Genomic DNA, 19,994 nt, shown 5'->3' with positions numbered 1-19,994 from the left:
GGGGACGGATATGCAGAGCTTTTTCACGTTCTTGCAGCAGAACCCGTTTCTGTTGCTGTTCTTCGTCGTCGGCCTCGCCGTCTGGATCGGCCGGGCCAGCATCAAGGGTTACGGCCTCGGCATGGTCGCCGGCGCCATCGTGGTGGGCGCAGCCCTTTCGGTTTGGGCGTCGGTCTACGGCGTGAAGCTTGAGCTGAACGCGTTCGCCAAGAGCCTGTTCTACTATTTGTTCATGTATGGCGTCGGCTTACGTGTGGGACCGTCCTTCATCAACAGCCTGAAGGGCGATGGTCTCAAGTTCTGCATCCTGGCGCTGGTGTCGAGCGTGCTCGGTCTGGCGCTTGTCGTTATGCTTTCGAAGCTCTTTGCGCTGCCAATTGGTGCTGCCGGCGGCATGCTGGCAGGATCGCAGACCATGTCCGCTGCGATTGGCTCGGCTGAGCAGGCCATCACCTCGGGCGTCGTGAAGCTTCCCGAAGGCATGAAGCCCGAGGACGCGTCGGGCATGATCGCGCTGTCCTACGGCATTACTTATATTTGGGGTACCGTCGGCATCATCCTGATCTGCAAATACTTGCCGCGCTGGTGGGGCGTCGATGCCAAGGCGGCTGCCAAGCAATACGAGCAGGAGTTTGGCGTCAAGGACCTCGAGGGTGGTGGCCTGACCGGTTACCGGCAATTCGGCCTGCGTGCCTACCGGCTCGATAATCCGGCCCAGGTCGGCATGAGCATTGCCAAATTCCGTGTGATGAATCCCGAATACCGCATCGTCAACGTAGCGCGCGGCGGAGAACCGCAGGGTGCCGATCCCGAATTCGTCCTGCAAAAGGGCGACGTCGTCGCGCTCGGCGGCTCGACCGAACATCTGACCGACAAGATGGGCCTGCTCGGGCCGGAGGTCGCCGACGCCAAGGCGCTCGGCATTCCCATGGATCAGGCGGACATCCTCGTCACCAACAAGGAGATGGCCGGGCGGACCTTTGAATCCTTCCGCGATACGGCCATCGCCGGCCAGCTGCAGGTCACCAAGGTCGAACGTGGCGGCGTGCAGATTCCGGCCGGTCTCAAGACCGAGTTGCAGCGGATGGACATCGTCTCGGTGGTCGGCATCAAGTCGGCTGTCAACGAGCTCGGCGACATGTGGGGACGCATTGCGCGGACCAACACCTCGACCGACCTGTTGACGCTCGCCGCCGGCATGATCATCGGCTTCCTGATCGGGATGATCGAATTTCCAGCCTTCGGCGCCAAGATCGGCCTTGGCAATGCCGGCGGATTGTTGCTGTCCGGCGTGATCGTCTCGTCGCTGGTCTCGCGGCTGCGCTTCTTCGGCAATACGCCGAACGCGGCGCGCAACGTGCTGGAGGATCTCGGCCTCGTGGTCTTCGTCGCCATCGTCGGCATCAATGCCGGCGCCGGACTACTGGCGCAGCTGACCGGGGCCGTGGCGCTGAAGATCTTCGTTGCCGGCTTCATTGCCTGCACGATACCGCCGTTCATCGTCTGGGCGATCGGCTTCCACGTCTTCAAGATCAACCCGGCCGTGTTGATGGGCGGCGTCGCCGGTGCGCGGTCGCACTCCGGTCCGTGCCGCGAAGCCGCGGTGGAAATCCAGAGCTCCGTGCCCTGGATCGGATTCCCGGTCGGCTACGCCGTGTCGGGCATTCTGCTCACCGTGTTCGGCTATTTCGCAATGATCCTGGCTCAATAGCTCGGCGTCACAACCAGAGGAAAGAAAAGTCATGAGAAAAGTCGCTATCTATGCCGCCCTGGTCGCTTCGCTGGCAGGCGTCGCCGGCTTCAGCACGCCGTCGCGGGCAGAGACCGGCCAAGTTGCCGTTGTCTTCACCAAGGGTGGCTTCATCGTTGGCGTCGGTGGGGGCGAGGGCGTTCTGCTGTATCGCGGCCACAAATACCCCTTCACCGTCTCGGGCATGAGCGTCGGCTTCACCATCGGCGCTTCGACCACCAAGTTGGTCGGTCGTGCCCTCAACCTGAGGGGGCCGGAGTCGCTCGAAGGCTCCTACGCTGTCGGCGGTGCGGGCGGTGCCATCGCCGCCGGCGCAGGTGCCGTTCAGCTGCAAAACGGCAACGGCGTGATTCTGCAGCTTAGCGGGCCGAAGGTCGGTGCCGAGCTGTCAGCCGCTGTGGGGGGCGTGACGATAGCTTTGAAGCGGTAGAGCCGCAGTCGCGCCGCTTCGGCGGTCGCGGCGCTCTAGCTGAATGGCGGCTGCTTTTCTCATGCACGTAAGTCGGGGAAGCGGCCGCAAATCAGTGCCAGGTCGGGTGCCAACCGCGTTCCGCGAGGCATCGTCGAAGCGGATCACGGCACCCATATCGAGGGAGGACATGCCATGCTTCGTTATCTTCTCGCTCTCGCTGCGGCCTTCGTTCTTCTCACAGCCACGCTCATTCCAGATGACGCCTACGCCCGCCGGGGCGGCGGTGGTGGCTATCGCGGAGGCGGAGGGGGCATGCGCGCCGGAGGTTTTCATGGCGGTGGCTATCGTGGCGGCGCCGTTCACGCGGGGCGGATCCATGGCGGAGGCGGACGCCATTACGCAGGAGGTCCGCGGCCGAGCCATCCGATCGCCGGTCGTCCGGGTCGTCCTGGTTACCCCGTTGCGGGCCGTCCCGGCCGCCCCGTCGCCGGTTATCCTGGAGGCTATCCGCGATATGGCTATCGAGGTGCGGCTTACGGCGCTGCTGCCGTCGGTGCGGCCGCGGCGGGCGCCTACGGGTACTACAATAACAACTACAACAATGGTTGTTATCAGGACACGTACGGCAACTGGGTCTGTCCCAATCAGTACCCGTATTGAAAGAATCCGCTGCTGACGGGCCCAGCGAAGTCCGTCGGCAGCATCGATCTGACCGTCAACGATCGGACCGCGCTGGCCGTGCGGCCGATCACCTCGTCAATAGCGTTCGGCGACGAAGTTCATCCCGCGCAGGACCGCTTGATCATTGTAGCGTCCTTTGTCGGAACGCTTCGGCAGCTTCACCCTTGTCCTTCTTGATCCGCTTGTGCGGGATAGCCTCCAGGATGTGCGCGATACAGTTCAGCCGCGCCCGCCGCTTGTCGTCGGAGCGAATGATGTACCAAGGCGCGTCTTTCGTGCTCGTCTTCTTGAGCATCAGGTCGCGCGCGCGCGAATAATCATACCAGCGCTTGAAGGATTCGAGGTCCATCGGGCTCAGCTTCCATTGCCGCACCGGATCGTCGATGCGGGCGTTGAAGCGGCGCTCTTGCTCCTCCATCCCGACCTCGAGCCAGATCTTGATCAGGATGATGCCGCCGTCGATGGCGTACTTTTCCACCTGCGGGCAGAGCGACAGGAAACGATCGTGCTCGGCGGGCGAGCAGAATCCCATGACATATTCGACGCCGGCGCGGTTGTACCAGCTCCGGTCGAAGATCACGATCTCGCCGCCGGCCGGAAACTGCTTCATGTAGCGCTGGAAAAAAAGCTGCGTCTTTTCGCGATCCGATGGCGCCGGCAGCGCCACCACCCGGAATACGCGCGGGCTGACCTTTTCTGTGATCGCCTTGATCGTGCCGCCCTTGCCGGCCGCATCGCGGCCTTCGAACAGGACGATGACCCGAAGCTTGTTTTCCTTTACATAATCCTGGAGATGGCAAAGCTCGATCTGGAGCTTTTCGAGCTCCTTCTCGTAGTCCTTGCGCTTCATCCGCTCTGAGGCTTCGTCCTTTGCCATGCCGCTCCGCCTTCTCTTAACTCGGCCGAAACGTGATCAGTCGCCCCACGAAATGATGACGCCGATGTCGCCGGGGACGCCGTCAGGAAAGTCGACGACCTGGTAGCCGATGCGATAGCCGCGCGGCTTGAGGTATTCGGTCCAGAGTTCGAAGATCTCTTTTGGAATTCCCGTCAGCGTTTTCTCCCAGCCCGCCTCCATCTGGTTGATCGCACGGCCCCTGTCCGTGCACAGCGTATTCGGGAAGCGATAGACCTGCACTTCGGTCAGGCCGTTGCGAACCGCGCGCTGGATGATGGTCGAGGCGAGCTTGATTTTCTCCTCCTCGGATTTGCCAGACGGTTTGCTCAGCCGTTCGATCAGAGCGCGTTTCTCGGCTTCGGCCGCGGCGGCGAGGCGAACATATTCCTCGGCCTTTCTGGCTTCCTCGAGCGCAGCTTCCTTGCGAATATGCAGTGCGTTGGGAATGAGCTCATCGATGCCGGGCATGATTGGTGCGTTCCTGGCTTGCTGTGGGATCGGAGTCAGGGCTAAGCTAAGTTTCGCGCCGTTCGGACCTTTGATTCATATCAAGCAATTTTCTCACCTGCGCGGCCACAGTGACGAGCCGGCGCGCAGACCGCCCTGATCCCTTCCGTGGAGGCGACCATTGAGCGAGCAACTTCATCCGATGGCTCCGCATCATCTGCCGTTCTACCTCGCGCCGGGAAGCGGCACGGACGTTCTGATGGTGGTGATGGGGATCTTCCTGATCGGCACCGTACTCTGGGTTGGCACGCTCTATTGGAAGCTGCACAGCCTCCCCGAACGGATGGCGCACAAGTCGCAGAAGCTGCAATTCGAGATCGTGGCCGTGCTCGGCATCATCTCGCTCTTCACGCACATGCACATTTTCTGGGTAGCCGGCCTTCTGCTCGCGATGATCGACTTGCCGGATTTCGGCACTCCGCTGCGGAGTATCGCAGGCTCGGTCGAGAGGATCGCCGACGCCGCGCCCGGCGAGAGCCGCGAGCCAGAACTCCCCAGCTTGCCGCCGGTCGAAAAGCCGATCGTCAAGGGAAAGGAACACAGCCATGTTTGAGCTCATGTTCTGCTCCCTCCTGACCATCCTGCCGGACTACCTCTACCGCCGCTATGCCCAGGGCAAACGTTTCGGCAAGGAAATCACCTTCTTTTCCATCTGGTATGAATTGCGATGGGGCATCACCGGCTGCTTGATGCTGACGATTTCGCTGATCACCATGATCTTCTACTTTCACCCGTCAACGACCTCGGCCGCGCTCTATTTTCGGACAGTCCCGATCCTGCCTGAAGGCTCCGGCCGCGTCGCGGAAGTCAATGTCGGCTACAGCGAGGCAGTGAAGAAGGGCGACGTGCTGTTCAGGTTGGACAGTTCGAAGCAGAAGGCTGCTTTGGAGACGGCCACCCGCAAGATCGCCGAGGTCGACGCCGCGATGACAAGCGCCGAAAACGACGTGGTCAAGGCCGAAGCGCAGATCCAGGAAGCCAAGGCCAGCCTTCAGCAGGCCAAGGACGAGCTGGACGTCAAGACGGAGCTGCAGCGCCGCAATCCCGGTATCGTCCCGCAACGCGATATCGAAAAACTACAGGTCGTGGTCAACCAGCGGCAGGCTGGTGTGGACTCGGCCACCGCGTCCAAAACGTCGGCGACATTGCGGCTTTCGACACTGTTGCCGGCTGAAAAAGCGAGCGGCCAGGCGGCGTTGGCTGAAGCGCAGGTCGATCTCGACAAGACCTTCGTTCGCGCCGGCGTCGACGGTCGGGTCGAGCAGTTCCTCGTTCGGACGGGCGATCTCGTTGCCCAGATCATGCGACCAGCCGGCGTGTTGATACCGGCGGATGCCGGCAGGGGTAGGCTGCAGGCCGGGTTTGGACAGATTGAAGCGGGGGTAGTGAAGGTAGGGATGGTCGCAGAAGCGACCTGCATCTCCAAGCCATGGGTGATCATTCCGCTCCTTGTCACCGATGTGCAGGATTACATCGCCGCCGGCCAGGTGCAGGCTGGCCAGGAATTGATTGAAGCTCAGAATGCACGCAAACCGGGTTCGATCCTCGCCTTCCTGGAGCCGCTGTACAAGGGCGGACTTGAAGGCGTGACGCCGGGCAGCAGCTGCATCGTCAATGCCTATACCAGCAATCATGAGGAGATCTCAGCCAAGGAGACCAGTACCAGCCGCGCCATTGCCTTGCATGTCGTGGACGGTGTCGGCCTGGTGCATGCGCTGCTGCTGCGCATCCAGGCGCTGCTGCTGCCGATCAAGACGCTGGTGCTCAGCGGGCACTGACTGGGTTCGATCTCGGCTTGGATCGCACTCCGGTTCAGCAACAGGCCGCAGTTGAGCCGGGCGGGGCGTCAATGAGCCCGTGCGGCCGCCGGACGTCCGATTCACTGTGAGCGCCACATGGCCCCTGCGAAAATGCCGATCTGGCTTCGTTCCATCATTGTCGCCAGCGCTGTCGTGCTTGTGCTTGGAGCTGGCCTGTTCGGCTACCGCTGGTACTCTCGCCCGACGACGCTGACCATCGCGGTCGGATCGCTGGATGGCGAAGCCACACGGCTGGTATCGGCGTTGGCAAGCCGGCTTGCCGCCGTGAACGCCCCGGTCCGGCTCAGACTGGTGGAAACCACCAACGCGGTTGATGCTGCCGAGCAATTTGCGGCGGAAAAGGTCGAGCTTGCTGTCGTCCGCGGCGACGTCGGCGACCTATCGCAGGCGCAGGCTATCGTGGTTCTCGCCCATGCCGTTGTCCTGCTGGTTGCGCCGCCGGGCTCCTCCATTACCGAAATGGCTGGTCTGAAGCGCACCAGCGTCGGCGTGATCGGCGGCGAGATGAATCGCAAGGTCGTCGACGTCCTCAGCGACGAATACGGCCTTGGACGCGCCAACGTGACATTCCGCAATCTCCAACCGGCAGACGCGCGGCGGGCACTCGACACCAAGGAGGTACGGGCGATTCTGATCGTCGTTCCTCTTGCCGAAAAGTATCTGGCCCTCTTGCGCGGCCTCTTTCTGCAGACGCCGAAGACCGCGCCGATCCTCCTTCCCGTCGAGGCGGCTGGTGCCATCGCTGAAAAGCAGCGCGCCTATGAAAGCTTCGATGTCCCGAAGGGCACGCTGCGCGGTTCGCCGCCTGTCCCGAGCGAGGATCTCACCACGCTGCGGGTTTCGTTCTATGTGGTCGCGCAAAAGCAGCTCAGCGCAGAGGTGGCGGGCAGCCTGGCCGACGCGCTGATGAAGGCGCGCAGGGATCTGCTGGGTGAATTGCCAATCCTCTCGCAAATTACCGCGCCGAGCACGGATTCGGACGCCTTCCTCCCGGTCCATCCTGGCGCCGCAGCATTCTACAACGGAACGCGGCAGAGCTTTCTGGACGAATGGGGAAACGCGATCTTCCTCGCGCCCATGATTTTCGGCGGCCTCATCTCCATATTGGCGGCGGCTTGGAAATTCCTTCAGGTGCGTGATCCCTCTAAGGACGAACGGGGCCTGGACTTGCTGTATGCGCTGGGCGCGCGGATACGCAAGACGGAGGCGGAGGCCGAACTGTCCGATATCGAGGTCGAGATCGACCGGGTGCTCCAGGGCCAGCGCGCCAAGGCCGCTGCAGGAGACGAGAATGCGCTCGATGTCACGACATTGAATGTCGCTGCGCATCGTCTTCAGAGCCTGATTCACGACCGTCGGATCCTGTTGTCCGCGAACGGACATGAGCAAGCGCTCGGTCAGCCAGTTGACCGCACCTGACGGTGGTCACTCCAGACCAAGTCGAATCACGACCGAACCCAAGCTCAGCGACCTTGATCTTGATCAAACCCTCTGGCCGCCAACCCCGTTTCCTTCAGCAATTGCGTCAAGCGAAGGGTGCGGGACATCAGGGGGATAGCGGACGGGCAATGAAGCGTCGTGAGTTCATGGCCTTGGTCGGGGCTGCAGCCGCTTGTCCGGTTTTCGCGCACGCTCAGGACGGGGCACCGCGGCCGATGCCGTCGGTCGGCGTGCTGACTGGCAATTTGGTGGGCGATGGCGGCGCTCAGATGCGCGTCAATGCCTTTCAGCAGGGCCTCGCCGACCTCGGCTGGATCGCCAATCAGAACTACCGACTCGATGTGCGCTGGCCGGGCTCCAACCCGACGTGGCAGGAACGTGAAGCTCGCGAACTTGTTGCCACCGGACCCGACGTGCTGTTTGCGACCAGCACGGCGACGACACGGGCGCTGCGGGCTGCAACGCAGGTCATTCCGATCATCTTTGTCGGGCTCTCGGATCCGGTCGGGACAGGCCTCGTCGTCGATCTGGCAAGGCCGACCAGCAATCTTACCGGCTTCTCGCTTTACGAGCACGCCATGAGCGGGAAATGGCTGAGCCTGTTGAAGGACATGGTGCCCAGCATGAGCAGTGCGGTGCTTCTGTACAATCCCGAGACCGCGCCATATGCGCCCCTATATCTTCAGGCCGCACACCAGGTGGAAAGTCGCCTGCGCATGACGGTCACCGGCGCCTCCGTCCGCAGCGGCGCCGAGATCGCGGGGGTCATCGAGACGGCGGCGCGGAATGGCAGCGGGCTCGTCGTACTGCCGGACGGCGGCTTCTTCAGTACTCAGAGCGCCATGGCAATCCCGTTGCTGGCCCAGCGCCGCGTGCCGGCGATCTTCGCCGTGCGCTTCTATACTGTGAATGGCGGGCTGATGTCCTATGGCGCCGACCTGACGCAACAGTTTCGCGACGGCGCTGGCTATGTCGCTCGCATTCTTCGCGGTGCCGAGGTCCGCAGTCTTCCGGTGCAATTCGCCACAAGGTTCGATCTCGTCATCAACGTGAGAGCCGTCCACGCGCTTGGGCTGGCGATCCCGGAACGATTGCTGATGGAGGCTGAGCTGATTGACTAGCTTGCTAGGGCGTCGCGGGGGGCAGCGTTTCGTTGATCTCGATCAACAAACGCAAGCTCTCGGGTCTGATGATCGTCCGGACATGTGTATGGAGGATCTGATGTTTTGCTGCGGCAGGACCTTGATGGCGCTTGCGCTCGTGATCGCGATTCCGCTGGCGCCGGCGGCGCAGACCGCAGATAAGGCGCCGGCCTCCAGCCCGCAGCAGGCAAATCCCCCCGCGCAAGCCGCAGAGCTTCTGAAGCCGGAGCAGCTCGAAGCTCTGGTCGCGCCGATTGCGCTCTATCCGGACGAGTTGCTTGCCAACGTGCTGGCGGCTTCCACCTATCCTCTGGAAGTCGTTCAGGCCGATCGCTGGCTGAAGGAGCGCAAAACTCTGAAGGGTGATGCCCTGAAGACTGAAGTCGAGAAGCAGCCGTGGGATGACAGCATCAAGGCGCTGGCCTCGACTGCTGAGGTCCTGGCCATGATGAGCGACAAGCTCGACTGGACCAAGGCGCTCGGCGACGCCGTGCTGGCGCAGCAGCCTGACGTGATGGATGCGGTCCAGCGGCTGCGGACCAAGGCCTTCGACAACAAGAAGCTGGTGACCACCGAGCAGCAGAAGGTGAGCGTCAAGACCGAGGAAAGCAGGCAGGTGGTCGTGATCGAGCCGGCGGTTCCCGATACGATGTACGTGCCGTATTACGAGCCTGCGACAGTCTACGGCGCGTGGCCCTACACCGAGTATCCACCATACTACTTCGGCTACCCGTCCTACATCGGCGCAGGCGTCGTCGCGGCGGGTCTCGCCTTCGGCACGGCTTGGGCCATCGGTCGCTGGGGCAATTATTGGGGCGGCGGCTGCAACTGGGGCAACCGCAACGTCTATATCAATCACCGGACCACGAATATCGGAAATGGGTGGCAGCACAATCCCTCGCATCGCCAAGGGGTACGCTACAACAACGCCAACGTTCAGCAGCGCTTCGGCAATAGCAATCTGAAGGCCGGCGCCGCCGACCGGATGGATTTCCGCGGCCGCGACGGACAGCAGAAGCCGGGACAGGATCGGCCAGGTGCGGGAGATCGCGCAGGAGATCGTGCCGGCGACCGCGCAGGTGATCGAGGCGGTGACCGACAAGGCGCGGGGGATCGTGCCAAGGCGGGGGGCGATCGTGCTAAAGGTGGTGGCGATCGCGCGGCCAAGGGTGGTGGTGCCAAGAATGCCGGCGCAAAAAGTGCCAGCTCTAAAGCTGGCGGTGCCAAGGGCGGCGGTGGCGCCAAGGCCGCGAACCGCGGGGGTGGCGGCGCCCTGAACGTGTCGTCGGGCCGCTCGGCGGCTGCAGCATCGGCGCGTGGCCAGGCGAGCATGGCGAGCATGGGACCGCGCGGCGGCGGTGGCGGAGGTGCGAGCTTCGCCGGCCGAGGCGGCGGCGGAGGCTTCCAGGGTGGCGGTGGCGGTGGCCGCGGTGGTGGTGGTGGTGGTGGTGGCGGCGGACGGCGTTCCGATATCGGGCTGAAGCATGATGTCGTTCTGCTCGGCCATCTCCCAAGCGGCCTTGGTTACTACCGCTTCAGCTATATCGGCAGCGACAAGGCCTATGTCGGCGTCATTGCGCAGGAAGTCGAGGAAGTGAAGCCGGTAGCCGTCACCCGCGGAGCCGACGGCTATCTCCGGGTGTATTACGAAAAGCTCGGTCTGAAATTCCGTACCTATCGCGATTGGCTCGAGAGCGGCGCGCGGATTCCTGCGGGGGTGACGCAATGATGGGTCTGAAGTTGCTTCATCGTGTGGCGTTGCCGGCCATCATGGCGCTGGCGCTCCTGAACTCGCCATCCCTTGCGCAGCAGTCCTATCCGACACCGGAGGATGCGGCAGCGGCGCTCGCTGCCGCCGTCAAAAGCGGGCCGGACCGGGCCATCCTGAAAGTCCTCGGCAGCGCTGCCGAGGACATCGTCTCGTCCGGTGATGAGGTCGCCGACGTCGACATTCGGAAACGCTTCATCTCGATGTATGAAGCCAAGCATTCGGTCAAGACAGCGGGTAACAAGAAGGCAATGCTGATGTTGGGTCCGGACGACTTCCCGTTCCCGATCCCGCTCGTCAACACCAAGACCGGCTGGGAATTCGATGCCGCCGAAGGCCGCACCGAAGTGCTGTATCGCCGCATCGGCCGCAATGAGCTCGACGCGATCCAGACCAGTCTCGCCTTTGTCGATGCCGAGAACGACTACGCCGACAAGGATCGCGGCGAAGGGGCCGGCGCGTACGCACAACGCATCGTCAGCAGCGCGGGCAAGAAGGACGGGTTGTTCTGGCGTGACGACAATGACCAGAGCCCACTCGGCGCATTGGCGGCGCAGGCTTCGGCTGAAGGCTACAAGGCCGAGGAGGGGGCGGCGCCCTACCACGGCTATTATTTCCGGATCCTGAAGGGGCAGGGGTCGAACGCGCCAGGCGGCGCGCTCAACTATGTGGTCAAGGGCAAGATGATCGGAGGTTTTGCATTGGTCGCTTGGCCTGCCGAGTACGGCAATTCCGGCGTCATGACCTTCCTGGTCAACCATGCGGGCGTTATCTACCAGAAGGATCTCGGTTATCGGACCAAGGTTCTCGTTTCCCGCATGACTGCATTCGATCCGGACCAGACCTGGAAGAAGATCGATGGTGCAAAACCCTGAGCGACGCACGCAGATAGTGCGTCTGGCACCCTCGTATCGGTCGCCAACCTCAGCACGATCATGATCTCTATGAAGTGAGCGAAAGGCGGAACGATCGTGACGGTCTCGTAGTGTCATTGCGACGAAGCGGGAGCGGAGATTGGAATTTCCAACTCGAAAATGGAGCCCCTGACGTCCGATTTGGCCAGCCTCAGCTTTCCTCCACACCTTGCGACCAGGTTGGACGAGATGGCCAGTCCCAATCCCATACCGCCTTGCTTCGTCGTGAAGAAAGGGTCGAAGATGCGCTCTTGATGACGCGGTGTGATGCCGGTGCCCGAGTCCTCGACGGACAAATGAACCGTTGTGCTACCATCGAGGGCAGTTTTCAGACGGAGCTCTCGTTGGTCGGCGGGGACAGAGCTCATTGCGTCAATCGCGTTTTTGCAGAGGTTCAGGACAATCTGCTGAAGCTCAGTGCCGTCCAGTGCGACTGGAGGTATGTTGCCCTGAAGCTCCATCGTCACTGATACGCCATTGGCCAGGAGATCGTGCTTCAACAGTCTCAGCGTAAGCTCCGCGATGTCCTCGACGTTTGCCGAAGCGCCGCCGCGCGCCGTTTTGATTGTCATCTCGCGAATGCTCGATATGATGTCAGCCGCCCGACCGCCGTCGGCTTCGATGTCACAGAGGATGTTCTCGAGTTCCTCGAGTTCAGGGGAGGCAGCTCGCAAGTGACTCAACCCTGTCGCAGCATTCAGCGAGATGGCCCCCAATGGCGATCTCAGCTCATGGGCGATCGCGCCAGTGACCGCGTCGATGCTGAGAAGCCGGTTCGCTCGTTCGCGTCGCTGCAGGGCAATGACGCTGGCAAGGCGCGAATAGATAAACATCGTTTCGATGAGCAATACGGTCAGCAACATGCAGCTGCCGACCAGAACGAAACCGCGTGCTGCGTACCAACCGATGGTGAAGCGAACCGAGCTGCCGATGATCGCTACCAGAAAGTTCGGCAAGTAGGCGAGCAAAGTCACCATCAGCCAAAGGTCAAGAATGGTGCGCATGCGCGCAAACAGGACGGTGAGAGCAGTCACATTCCAAAGCAAAAGTATCAGGTTGACCTGATTACCGAGAGGCGTCTGATGCCTGACGTCGTTCACGTAGAAGCTAGGGAGAAATTCGGCTTTCGCAGTCACCATCCACGTCAGTGCTGCCACGGTGGCAGCGATGCAGCCGAAGGCTAGTACGATCGCGGCTATTGCCGGTCTGCCTGGTCGGCCGGCGCTGGAGTGATCCTTTGTGAATCCGTAGACCAGGATAGCCGCGGGAAAAGCCGTGTGCCAAAGCACGTAAAGCCAAGCGGGGCTATCCAGTCCATTTCCAATGACACCTGCGGTAGCGTATCCGTTCGGAAAGGCGAGCGTTTGCAAGAATGCGAACGATCCGCTGAAAACGTATCCACTTGCGAGTGCGAGAAGTGCCCGTTGGGGCTGGATCGAAAATTGAGCAAACAGCAGGGCTGCCGTGATAAACTCGGCCAGGGCCAACGCGGTCTGCAATACTGGAACGAAACCATTGATCTGGCCCAATTGGATCCGGGCGAACGGCGCGATGGCCGCTGCAAGGACGATGAGCAAGACGGCGACACCCACCGCCCAGGCCTTTTGGCGAGGGGTTGCGGGCATGTTCGCGATGATCAATGGGAATTCTTGCTCATCATCGTAGGGGGGCTCGGCGGCTGCATTGGCCGATCGCTGGCTCGCTCGCGCAATGCCCGGCCCTGATGCTGTCGCACCGCCGCCAAGTCCCATGAACTTGCGCTGGCTCATTCCGCCTCCGGGACCACGAGACAGCATCTTACTCGTCCCCGCGCCCGTTGAAAGCCCATAAGCGGGATCGGCGTGTTCGGAAGAGACATCTGACGGCCGGACTTATGTTCGCAACATGGCCTCGATCTCTTGCGCTGCTTCAAGCAGCGTGCGGTCTTGTCCGCGCGCGGCGATGACCTGAAGGCCGAATGGAAGTCCGCACCGATCCGTTCCGCACGGTATCGAAATCGCCGGCAGGCGGGCATGATTGACAAAGGGAGTTAACGCCGCGTGCGCGCGCGGACTCGCCATGCGGCCACCGATCGTGTCGGGTCCGGACTGGGTGAATGGCCAGGCGACACAGGGCACGGTTGGCGCCAGCAGCAGATCGACCTCCGTGAAGAATGCAGCGAAAGCATTGGCGATCGCGGCGCTTGCCAGCAGCGCACCGGCAACGTCGGCGCCCGACCACGACAGCCCTCGCTCGATCTGCCTGGCGATGTCAGGATCGAAGACGGCCGGATCCTCGCGGAACGCGTCTCGGTAGAGTGCGGCGAGCCCGGCGTGCTGAAGCGGCATGATGGCCTCTTCCGTCGCGCCCGCCGGCCAGACGGGATCGCGCTGCGCGATGCTGAGGCCTGCGGCGGAGAGACGCGCGATTGCGACAACGAGCCCGTGAGCGACAACATCATCAACGGCGACGTCGAGCCCAAGCCGTGGCGAGAACGCGATGCGCAGACCGGCGATGTTTTTGGCCTCTTGAGCGATGGGGGCGGAATCCGGGTCGCGCGGATCGATACCGGCCATCGCCTCGAACGCCAACGCGATATCGGCGATATCGGTGGCGATCGGCGCGATGACGGAGAGGCCGAAGAACGGTTCGGCGAAGCCGGGCCCATAGGGGATCGCGCCATACGACGGCTTGAACCCGGCGATGCCGACATGAGCCGGCGGCCTGCGGCTCGATCCGCCCGCATCGGTGCCGATCGCCAGCGGCACGAGGCCGGCCGCAACCGCGGCAGCAGGGCCGCCCGACGAGCCGCCGGGCGTCAAGGTGGGATCGAGTGGATGCCGCGTTGGCCCATACAGCGGCGAGGTTGTCACGCCCTTGCAGGCGAATTCTGACGTTGCGCCGATGCCGACGACGACGGCGCCGGCCTTGCGCAGCCGCTCGATCGCAATCGCGTCCCGCGGTGCGACGAATTCGGCGAACAAGCGCGAGCCCTGTGTCACACGCCAGTCGCCGACCCAGATGTTGTCCTTGACGATGACGGGGACACCGGCGAGCGGCATCGTCTCGCCGGCACGCAAGCGATCGTCGACCGCTGTGGCATCGGCAAGCGTACGTGCGGGAGCGGTCGTCACCACCGCGTTCAGCGCCTTGGCGGCCTCGATGCGCGTAAGCGCGGCCTTGGCAGTCTCGACCGCACTCGTTCGACCGGCAGAAACGTCGGCCGCAATCTCGCACGCGCTACTTTTTCCCTTTGTCATGGCATCCCCAGATCAGTGCCAATGTGCCGCAGAGGGCGAGGCACGCCAAGGCGACGAAGGCGGCACCGAGACTGGCTGCGCCGTCCAGGAGCGACACCAGCGCCGGCGCCGCCAACAGGCCGGCATAGGATGCGGTCAGCACCGCGCCGGTCGTTTCGCCAATCCTGTCCTGCGGGGCGAGGCGTGCGATCTCGGCCACGAAGACACCGTTCCAGCCCGAGGCCGTCAGGCCGAACAGAGTTGCAATCGCAAACTGGCCCGTCCGTCCGAGCGATGCGCCGTCGAGGCCGAGCAGCGCGGCGCAGAAAGTCATGCCGAGGCCGATGACGACGAGAACCCCGCGTGAGGCGTTGAGGCGCATTGCGACGAGGCCCCAGCTGAGCCGGCCGAGCAGCCCGCCGGCCTGGGCGCAGGCAAGCGCCATGCCGGCCTCGACATGGCTGAGGCCGAGTTCGCGGGTGCCGAGCGTGACGAAGACCGTATTGAGCGACACCTGCATCGCGCTGAACGGCATCGAGGCCAGCGCCAGCATTGCGATGCGCCGGTCTGCAGTCACCAGTGCCAGCCGCGTGCGAAGGCCAAGCTCCGGCAGTGGAACGGCCTTGACGGCGTAGGCCGGCCGCAGGCGCTCGAACCATGCTGTCGCCAGCAGCGCACAGGCGCCGACGGCTGCGTAGCACCAGGCCGGTCCCAGCGAGATTGCGATCCCGGGCAGAACCAGCGAGCCGCAGACCGCGCCGATCTGGTTTCCGGTCTGGCGAACCGAGAACACAAACGCGCGCCGCTCGGTCGTCACGAGCCGCGCCAGCAGCGCCGCGCTTGCGGGCGTCTCCGGTCCGAAGGCGAGGCCAAGACAGAGGCCGGCTGCGAGCAGGGCCGCCGTCGAGCCGAGCGAAGCCAGCACCATGCTGGCGATGATCGCCGCCGCGCAGAGGCTCGCGATCCGCAGCGAGCCCAGGCGAGCGATGAACCCGCCGCCCCAGAACGAGGCGGGAATGCCGACCGCGAACACGGCGCAGGAAAACATCGAGAGCTGCCAGACCTCGATATGGGCGCGCGGTGCCACCACACCCGGCGCGAACAGAGCCAGCGCCACCAGCGCCTGCAGTGAGGTCATAGCGCCAAGCGCCGGCAACAATGCGGGCGCTGGCCGAACGGCCGTGTTTGCGTCTACCATGGTGCTGCGTTCATTGGAGGAACATCGTGGCAGGCGGCATTTCCATTCACGCGGTCGATGTGGCGAGCGGACGCCCAGCGCAGGGCCTGCGCGTCGAGATCTGGCGGATCGATCCGGACTCGCTGCGCGTCGCCGACGGACGGCTTGCTGCCAACGGCGTGCTCGATCAACCCGTTGCGCAGGGCGCGGGCGTGACGGCAGGCGAGTACGAGGTCCTGTTTCATCTCGGCGAGTTCTTTGGCGAGCGCGACGGGTTTCTCACGGTGACGCCGTTCCGCTTTCGCATCAAGAATGTTGACGAGCATTTTCACCTGCCGCTGAAATTCACGCGCTGGGGCTATTCGCTGTTCCGCGGCGCCTGATCAGTTGGTCAGCCGCCGCGACAACCCCGTGACGCGCTCCATGATCGCGACCAGCGCGACGGTCGCAATGATCAGCACGCCCGACAGCGCGGCGATGGTGACATCGAGCTTGCCCTCGAGGTCCTGCCACATCCGGATCGGCAGCATGTCGGTGGCGGCATCGCGCAGGAACAGCGACACCGGCACGTTGTCGAACGACGACATGAAGGCGATGAAGGCGCCCGCGATGATGCCCGGCCGGATCAGCGGCAGCACGATGCGCCGGAACGTGTAGATGCGGCTGGCGCCCAGCACGGCCGAACTTTCCAGCAGGGTCGGCTCGAGCTGGGCCAGCGCCGCAATCGTGTTGCGCACGACATAGGGCACGCACACCACGGTATGGCCGATCACCAATGTCAGCGGCGACACCGGCAGTCCGACCAGCGAGAACAGCATCAACGCGGCGAGACCGAAGGCCAGCGCCGGCAGCACCAGAGGGGACATGAACAGGGAATCGAGCAGCCGCGCCGACAGCTTCGGCGAGCGCGAGATCGCGAGCGCTGCGGCAACGCCGAGCACCACGGACAGTCCCGTCGCCCATACCGCCACGATGAGGCTGTTCTTGGCCGCGAAGTGCAGCTGCCAGGCGTTCCACAATTCGGCGTACCAGCGCAGCGAATAGCCCGGCGGCGGGAAACGCAGCGAAAAGCCGCTGGTGAAGGAGACGGTCAGCACCACCAGCGACGGCGCGATGATGATGACCAGCGCGACGATCGCGACCACGGTCATGACCAGCTCGAAGCTGAACGCCTCCAGGGTACGCTTGCGCCCGCTCATCAGGCGCCTCCATAGCCGCGCGACAGGCGGCCCAGCGTAGTGAAGACGGAGACGACCGCGAGCACGGCGAGCAGGAAGATGATCGAGATCGCGGATGCAAACGGCCAGTTCTGCAGCGTGGAGGCCTGCTGATAGAGATACATCGGCATGAACAGCATCTGTCCCCCGCCGATCAGCGACTGGGTGATGAAAGCGGTGATGGCGGCGGCATAGGTCAGCGTGCAGCCGGCGATCACGCCGGGCAGCGACAGCGGCAGAACGATCTTGAAGAAGGTGCGCCAGCTTCCGGCGCCGAGCGAGCAGGAGGCATCGTCGAAATTGGAGTCGATCCGGTTGAGCGCAGTGATCAGCGGCAACGTCATCAGCGGCATTTGCACTTGCGCCAGCGCGAGCACCACGCCGAACTGGGTGTAGAGCAGCTTCAAGGGCGAATTGATGATGCCAAGCGATTGCAGCGTCGCGTTGATAATGCCTTGGCGGCCGAGAATGACGATCCAGGCAAAGGTGCGCACCACGACGCTGGTCAGGAGCGGTAGCAGCACGATCAGGATGATGATGGTCTGAAGCCGCGGCCCAACCCGCTGGTAGAGCCAGGCGATGGGAAAGCCGAGCACGAGGCAGACGGCTGTCACCTCCGCCCCCAGCAGCAGCGTCGAGCCGAGCACGCTGAGGCTGAAGGGGTCGGTGAGGAAGTGCAAATATTGGCCGAGCCCCCAATGGAGCGCGGCCGTGTCGTTGTGCAGCGAGAGCCAGAGCAGTTGCAGCAGCGGCGCCACGAAGAAGACCAGGAAGAACAGCGCCAGCGGCACTGCCAATCCCATCCCGCAGGAGGTGACGTCCCGTGGTGCCGGTGCTGCGCCCATCGTCAGGTCCCTAAAGCTCTTAGATCTTGATCTCGCGGTTGAAACGCTCGATCCAGGCCGAGCGCTGCTCGTTGATCTTCTTCCAGTCCTGGAACACGAATTTCTGCTTCAGTTCCGTGGTGTCCTTGGCGAGCACGCGCGCAATCTCGCCGCCCATCGTCACCTTGGAATTGGTCGGCACGATCAGGTAAGGCGGGTTCATCAGCGTGGTCTGCACCTCGGGCGTCAACGACGCCTCGATCAGCTTGAAGGCGAGTTCGCGGTTGGGCGAGTTCTTGACGATGTGGATGGTGGTCTTGAAGGCGATGGCGCCTTCCTTAGGGGCCACGAACTCGACCGGCACGCCACGCGCTTTCAGGATCTGGATGGCGTTGAAATTGCCGGGCGAGATGTCGATCTGGCCCTGCTGGAACAAGGTCGCGAGCGCGCCGGGATTGGCGGCGACCGCGGCGAGATTGGGCTTCAGCTCCTCGATCGCCTTGAAGCCGGGATCGACATTGGCCTCCGAGCCGCCGCGCATCTTTGCGATCTCGACCAGCCAGCCGGTGCCGAGCGTCGAGTTGAGGTTGGTGATGCCGACGCGGCCCTTGAACTCGGGCTTCCACAGATCGGCCCACGATGTCGGCGGCGTCTTGACGGCCTCCGGATTGTAGGTGAGGCCGACGACCTGGAAGAACGGGGCGGGGCCCATCGGCTCCTGCGCCTCGGCGATCAGGTCCTTGTAATAGGCGCTCTTCTCGACGGGGTATGGCTCGACCAGATCCTGGCCGATCGCGACCAGGGCGGGGCCGGGATCGTGCAGCATGACGTCGATCGGCGGATTGGCCTTGGCGGCGTTCACCTTGGCGATCTGGTCAACCGAGAGCATGGGGTCGAGCACCATCGCGGCGTCCGCGTTGGCCTTACGGAAGGCCGGCACCAGCACGGCCTTGTGCGCCTCCTCCCAGCTTCCGGTGAAGGTCGCAAACACCAGCGGGCGGGCCTGGGCATAGCTCAATCCGGGAAACGCCTTCATGGCACCGAGTGTGAGTGCGGTCGTCATCAGGCTTCGGCGGTTCATGATCATGGTCGAACTCCCTTTGGACAAATGCTGAATTTAAAGCGTTGCAGGAAAAGCGTTGGCCAGCGACGGGGCGAGCGGCGCGAGGCGTACCGCGGCGCCGCTCTCGAGCGTGCGCGCCTCGCCGATGCGCGCCTGCGAGATCTTGACGCCGGAGCCGTCGGCGGTGGTGATCTCGTGCACGACCGTGGCCCCGAGCGGCAGCGACATGCCGACCACGCCCGCAAAGCCGGTCTCGTCGCCGACGAATTGCAGATGCTCGGGTCGGATACAGACGGTGACGCGGCCGCCCTCGGCAAGCGCGCCACCCGCCGGCCGCGCAATGATCTCAGCGCCGGCATCGAGACGGACTTTTGCTGCCGTCCGGTCCGCCGAGACGACCACGCCGGGCATGCGGTTGCTGGCGCCGACGAACGTGTTCACGAACAGCGTCTGCGGCCGGTCGTAGACGTCGGACGGCGATCCGAACTGCTCGAGCTTGCCGTGGCTCAGCACCGCGACGCGGTCGGCCATCGACAGCGCTTCTTCCTGGTCGTGGGTCACGATCACCGTGGTTATGCCGGAGACGCGCTGGAGCCGCTTGACCTCGATCTGCATGTCCAGCCGCAAATTCTTGTCGAGCGCGGCAAATGGCTCGTCAAGCAGCAGGATCGACGGCTTGATCGCCAGCGCGCGAGCGAGCGCCACGCGCTGCTGCTGGCCGCCGGAGAGCTGCCGTGGCAACCGCTCCGACATGGTCGGGAGCTGCACCAGATCCAGCAGGCGCTGCGCTTCGCGCTGGCGGGTTGCCTTGTCGATGCCGCGCGCGGCAAGCCCGTAAGCGACATTCTCGCTGATGCTGAGATGGGGGAATAGTGCGTAGTTCTGGAACACAATGCCGACCGCACGGCGGTTCGGCGGCAGCGCGTCGACGATGTCGTCGCCGATGATGATCCGCCCCTGCGTCTGCGCGATGAAGCCGGCGATAATGCGCAGCAGGGTGGTCTTGCCGCAGCCGGAGGGGCCGAGCAGGGCGATGATCTCGCCACCCTTGATGTCGAGATTGATGTTCTCGACCGCGAGCGCGCCGCTCGGATAGCGGTGGGTGACGGCGTCGACGACGAGGGATCGGCCGCCTTGCGCTTCAGCCATGATGTTGCCTCCCA

18 protein-coding genes and 1 pseudogene are annotated in these 19,994 nt (G+C 63.5%); 10 read left to right on the top strand and 9 right to left on the bottom strand.

The features are described 5' to 3' along the window. The first annotated feature begins 10 nt into the window (after nt 1-10). The 3 genes from ACVIN2_RS06405 (at nt 11) to ACVIN2_RS06395 (ending at nt 2,822) form a co-directional block, all read left to right on the top strand. Nucleotides 11-1,711, top strand: a complete 1,701-nt coding sequence (locus tag ACVIN2_RS06405; RefSeq protein ID WP_456764929.1) for an aspartate:alanine exchanger family transporter — start codon at nt 11-13, stop codon at nt 1,709-1,711. A gap of 31 nt (nt 1,712-1,742) precedes the next feature. Continuing rightward, nucleotides 1,743-2,180 carry a hypothetical protein gene (locus ACVIN2_RS06400; RefSeq protein WP_085351231.1) on the top strand — a complete coding sequence of 146 codons (438 nt, stop codon included), beginning with the start codon at nt 1,743-1,745 and terminating at the stop codon, nt 2,178-2,180. Nucleotides 2,181-2,354: 174 nt separating this feature from the next. Beyond that, a complete protein-coding gene (locus tag ACVIN2_RS06395; protein ID WP_456764928.1) occupies nt 2,355-2,822 on the top strand; it encodes a hypothetical protein in 468 nt (155 codons plus the stop codon). Between the two features lie 96 nt (nt 2,823-2,918). Here the strand turns inward: ACVIN2_RS06395 and ppk2 are convergent. Together ppk2 and ACVIN2_RS06385 are read right to left on the bottom strand one after the other, a co-directional pair. Further along, nucleotides 2,919-3,720: pseudogene (gene ppk2 / locus ACVIN2_RS06390) on the bottom strand (polyphosphate kinase 2). A gap of 36 nt (nt 3,721-3,756) precedes the next feature. Beyond that, a complete protein-coding gene (locus tag ACVIN2_RS06385) occupies nt 3,757-4,209 on the bottom strand; it encodes a hypothetical protein (RefSeq protein ID WP_456764927.1) in 453 nt (150 codons plus the stop codon). Nucleotides 4,210-4,390: 181 nt separating this feature from the next. Between ACVIN2_RS06385 and ACVIN2_RS06380 the strand changes: the two genes are divergently transcribed. The 6 genes from ACVIN2_RS06380 (at nt 4,391) to ACVIN2_RS06355 (ending at nt 11,293) form a co-directional block, all read left to right on the top strand. Further along, nucleotides 4,391-4,801, top strand: a complete 411-nt coding sequence (locus ACVIN2_RS06380) for a hypothetical protein (RefSeq protein WP_456769659.1) — start codon at nt 4,391-4,393, stop codon at nt 4,799-4,801. Then, entirely contained in the window at nt 4,794-6,026 is a 1,233-nt protein-coding gene (locus ACVIN2_RS06375; protein WP_456764926.1) for an HlyD family secretion protein, read from the top strand. The genes ACVIN2_RS06380 and ACVIN2_RS06375 overlap by 8 nt, the downstream gene beginning before the upstream one ends. Before the next feature lie 117 nt (nt 6,027-6,143). Then, entirely contained in the window at nt 6,144-7,487 is a 1,344-nt protein-coding gene (locus ACVIN2_RS06370; protein WP_456764925.1) for a TAXI family TRAP transporter solute-binding subunit, read from the top strand. Between the two features lie 149 nt (nt 7,488-7,636). Then, nucleotides 7,637-8,629 carry an ABC transporter substrate-binding protein gene (locus tag ACVIN2_RS06365; RefSeq protein ID WP_456764924.1) on the top strand — a complete coding sequence of 331 codons (993 nt, stop codon included), beginning with the start codon at nt 7,637-7,639 and terminating at the stop codon, nt 8,627-8,629. Nucleotides 8,630-8,729: 100 nt separating this feature from the next. After that, nucleotides 8,730-10,379, top strand: coding sequence for a DUF3300 domain-containing protein (locus ACVIN2_RS06360; RefSeq protein WP_456769658.1), 1,650 nt, complete (start codon nt 8,730-8,732; stop codon nt 10,377-10,379). Then, nucleotides 10,376-11,293, top strand: a complete 918-nt coding sequence (locus ACVIN2_RS06355; RefSeq protein WP_456764923.1) for a DUF2950 domain-containing protein — start codon at nt 10,376-10,378, stop codon at nt 11,291-11,293. The genes ACVIN2_RS06360 and ACVIN2_RS06355 overlap by 4 nt, the downstream gene beginning before the upstream one ends. Nucleotides 11,294-11,406: 113 nt before the next feature. On the opposite strand, the gene ACVIN2_RS06350 is transcribed toward ACVIN2_RS06355, so the two are convergent. From ACVIN2_RS06350 to ACVIN2_RS06340, 3 genes are all read right to left on the bottom strand, one after another. Then, on the bottom strand, nt 11,407-13,101 hold the full coding sequence (locus ACVIN2_RS06350) for an MASE4 domain-containing protein (RefSeq protein ID WP_456764922.1): 1,695 nt from the start codon (nt 13,099-13,101) through the stop codon (nt 11,407-11,409). 102 nt (nt 13,102-13,203) lie between these two features. Next, nucleotides 13,204-14,571 (bottom strand): amidase, encoded by a 1,368-nt coding sequence (locus tag ACVIN2_RS06345; RefSeq protein ID WP_456764921.1) that lies wholly within the window; start codon nt 14,569-14,571, stop codon nt 13,204-13,206. After that, on the bottom strand, nt 14,552-15,748 hold the full coding sequence (locus ACVIN2_RS06340) for an MFS transporter (RefSeq protein ID WP_456764920.1): 1,197 nt from the start codon (nt 15,746-15,748) through the stop codon (nt 14,552-14,554). Before ACVIN2_RS06340 ends, ACVIN2_RS06345 begins: the two co-directional genes overlap by 20 nt. A gap of 26 nt (nt 15,749-15,774) precedes the next feature. Here ACVIN2_RS06340 and ACVIN2_RS06335 point away from each other — a divergent pair, with 26 nt between their 5' ends. Then, on the top strand, nt 15,775-16,110 hold the full coding sequence (locus tag ACVIN2_RS06335) for a hydroxyisourate hydrolase (protein ID WP_456764919.1): 336 nt from the start codon (nt 15,775-15,777) through the stop codon (nt 16,108-16,110). Here ACVIN2_RS06335 and ACVIN2_RS06330 read toward each other — a convergent pair whose 3' ends face one another. The 4 genes from ACVIN2_RS06330 to ACVIN2_RS06315 are packed head-to-tail and all read right to left on the bottom strand — an operon-like array spanning nt 16,111 to nt 19,980. Continuing rightward, on the bottom strand, nt 16,111-16,926 hold the full coding sequence (locus ACVIN2_RS06330) for an ABC transporter permease (protein WP_456764918.1): 816 nt from the start codon (nt 16,924-16,926) through the stop codon (nt 16,111-16,113). Beyond that, entirely contained in the window at nt 16,926-17,789 is an 864-nt protein-coding gene (locus ACVIN2_RS06325) for an ABC transporter permease (RefSeq protein ID WP_456764917.1), read from the bottom strand. The genes ACVIN2_RS06330 and ACVIN2_RS06325 overlap by 1 nt, the downstream gene beginning before the upstream one ends. Nucleotides 17,790-17,808: 19 nt before the next feature. Continuing rightward, nucleotides 17,809-18,855 (bottom strand): ABC transporter substrate-binding protein, encoded by a 1,047-nt coding sequence (locus ACVIN2_RS06320; protein ID WP_456764916.1) that lies wholly within the window; start codon nt 18,853-18,855, stop codon nt 17,809-17,811. Nucleotides 18,856-18,885: 30 nt separating this feature from the next. After that, the gene (locus ACVIN2_RS06315; RefSeq protein ID WP_456764915.1) at nt 18,886-19,980 is read right to left on the bottom strand and encodes an ABC transporter ATP-binding protein; all 1,095 of its coding nucleotides are present in this window, start codon (nt 19,978-19,980) and stop codon (nt 18,886-18,888) included. Nucleotides 19,981-19,994 lie beyond the last annotated feature (14 nt).

This window comes from Bradyrhizobium sp. USDA 3650 (genome assembly GCF_054057395.1).
This window is presented reverse-complemented; position numbering and strand designations above follow the sequence as displayed.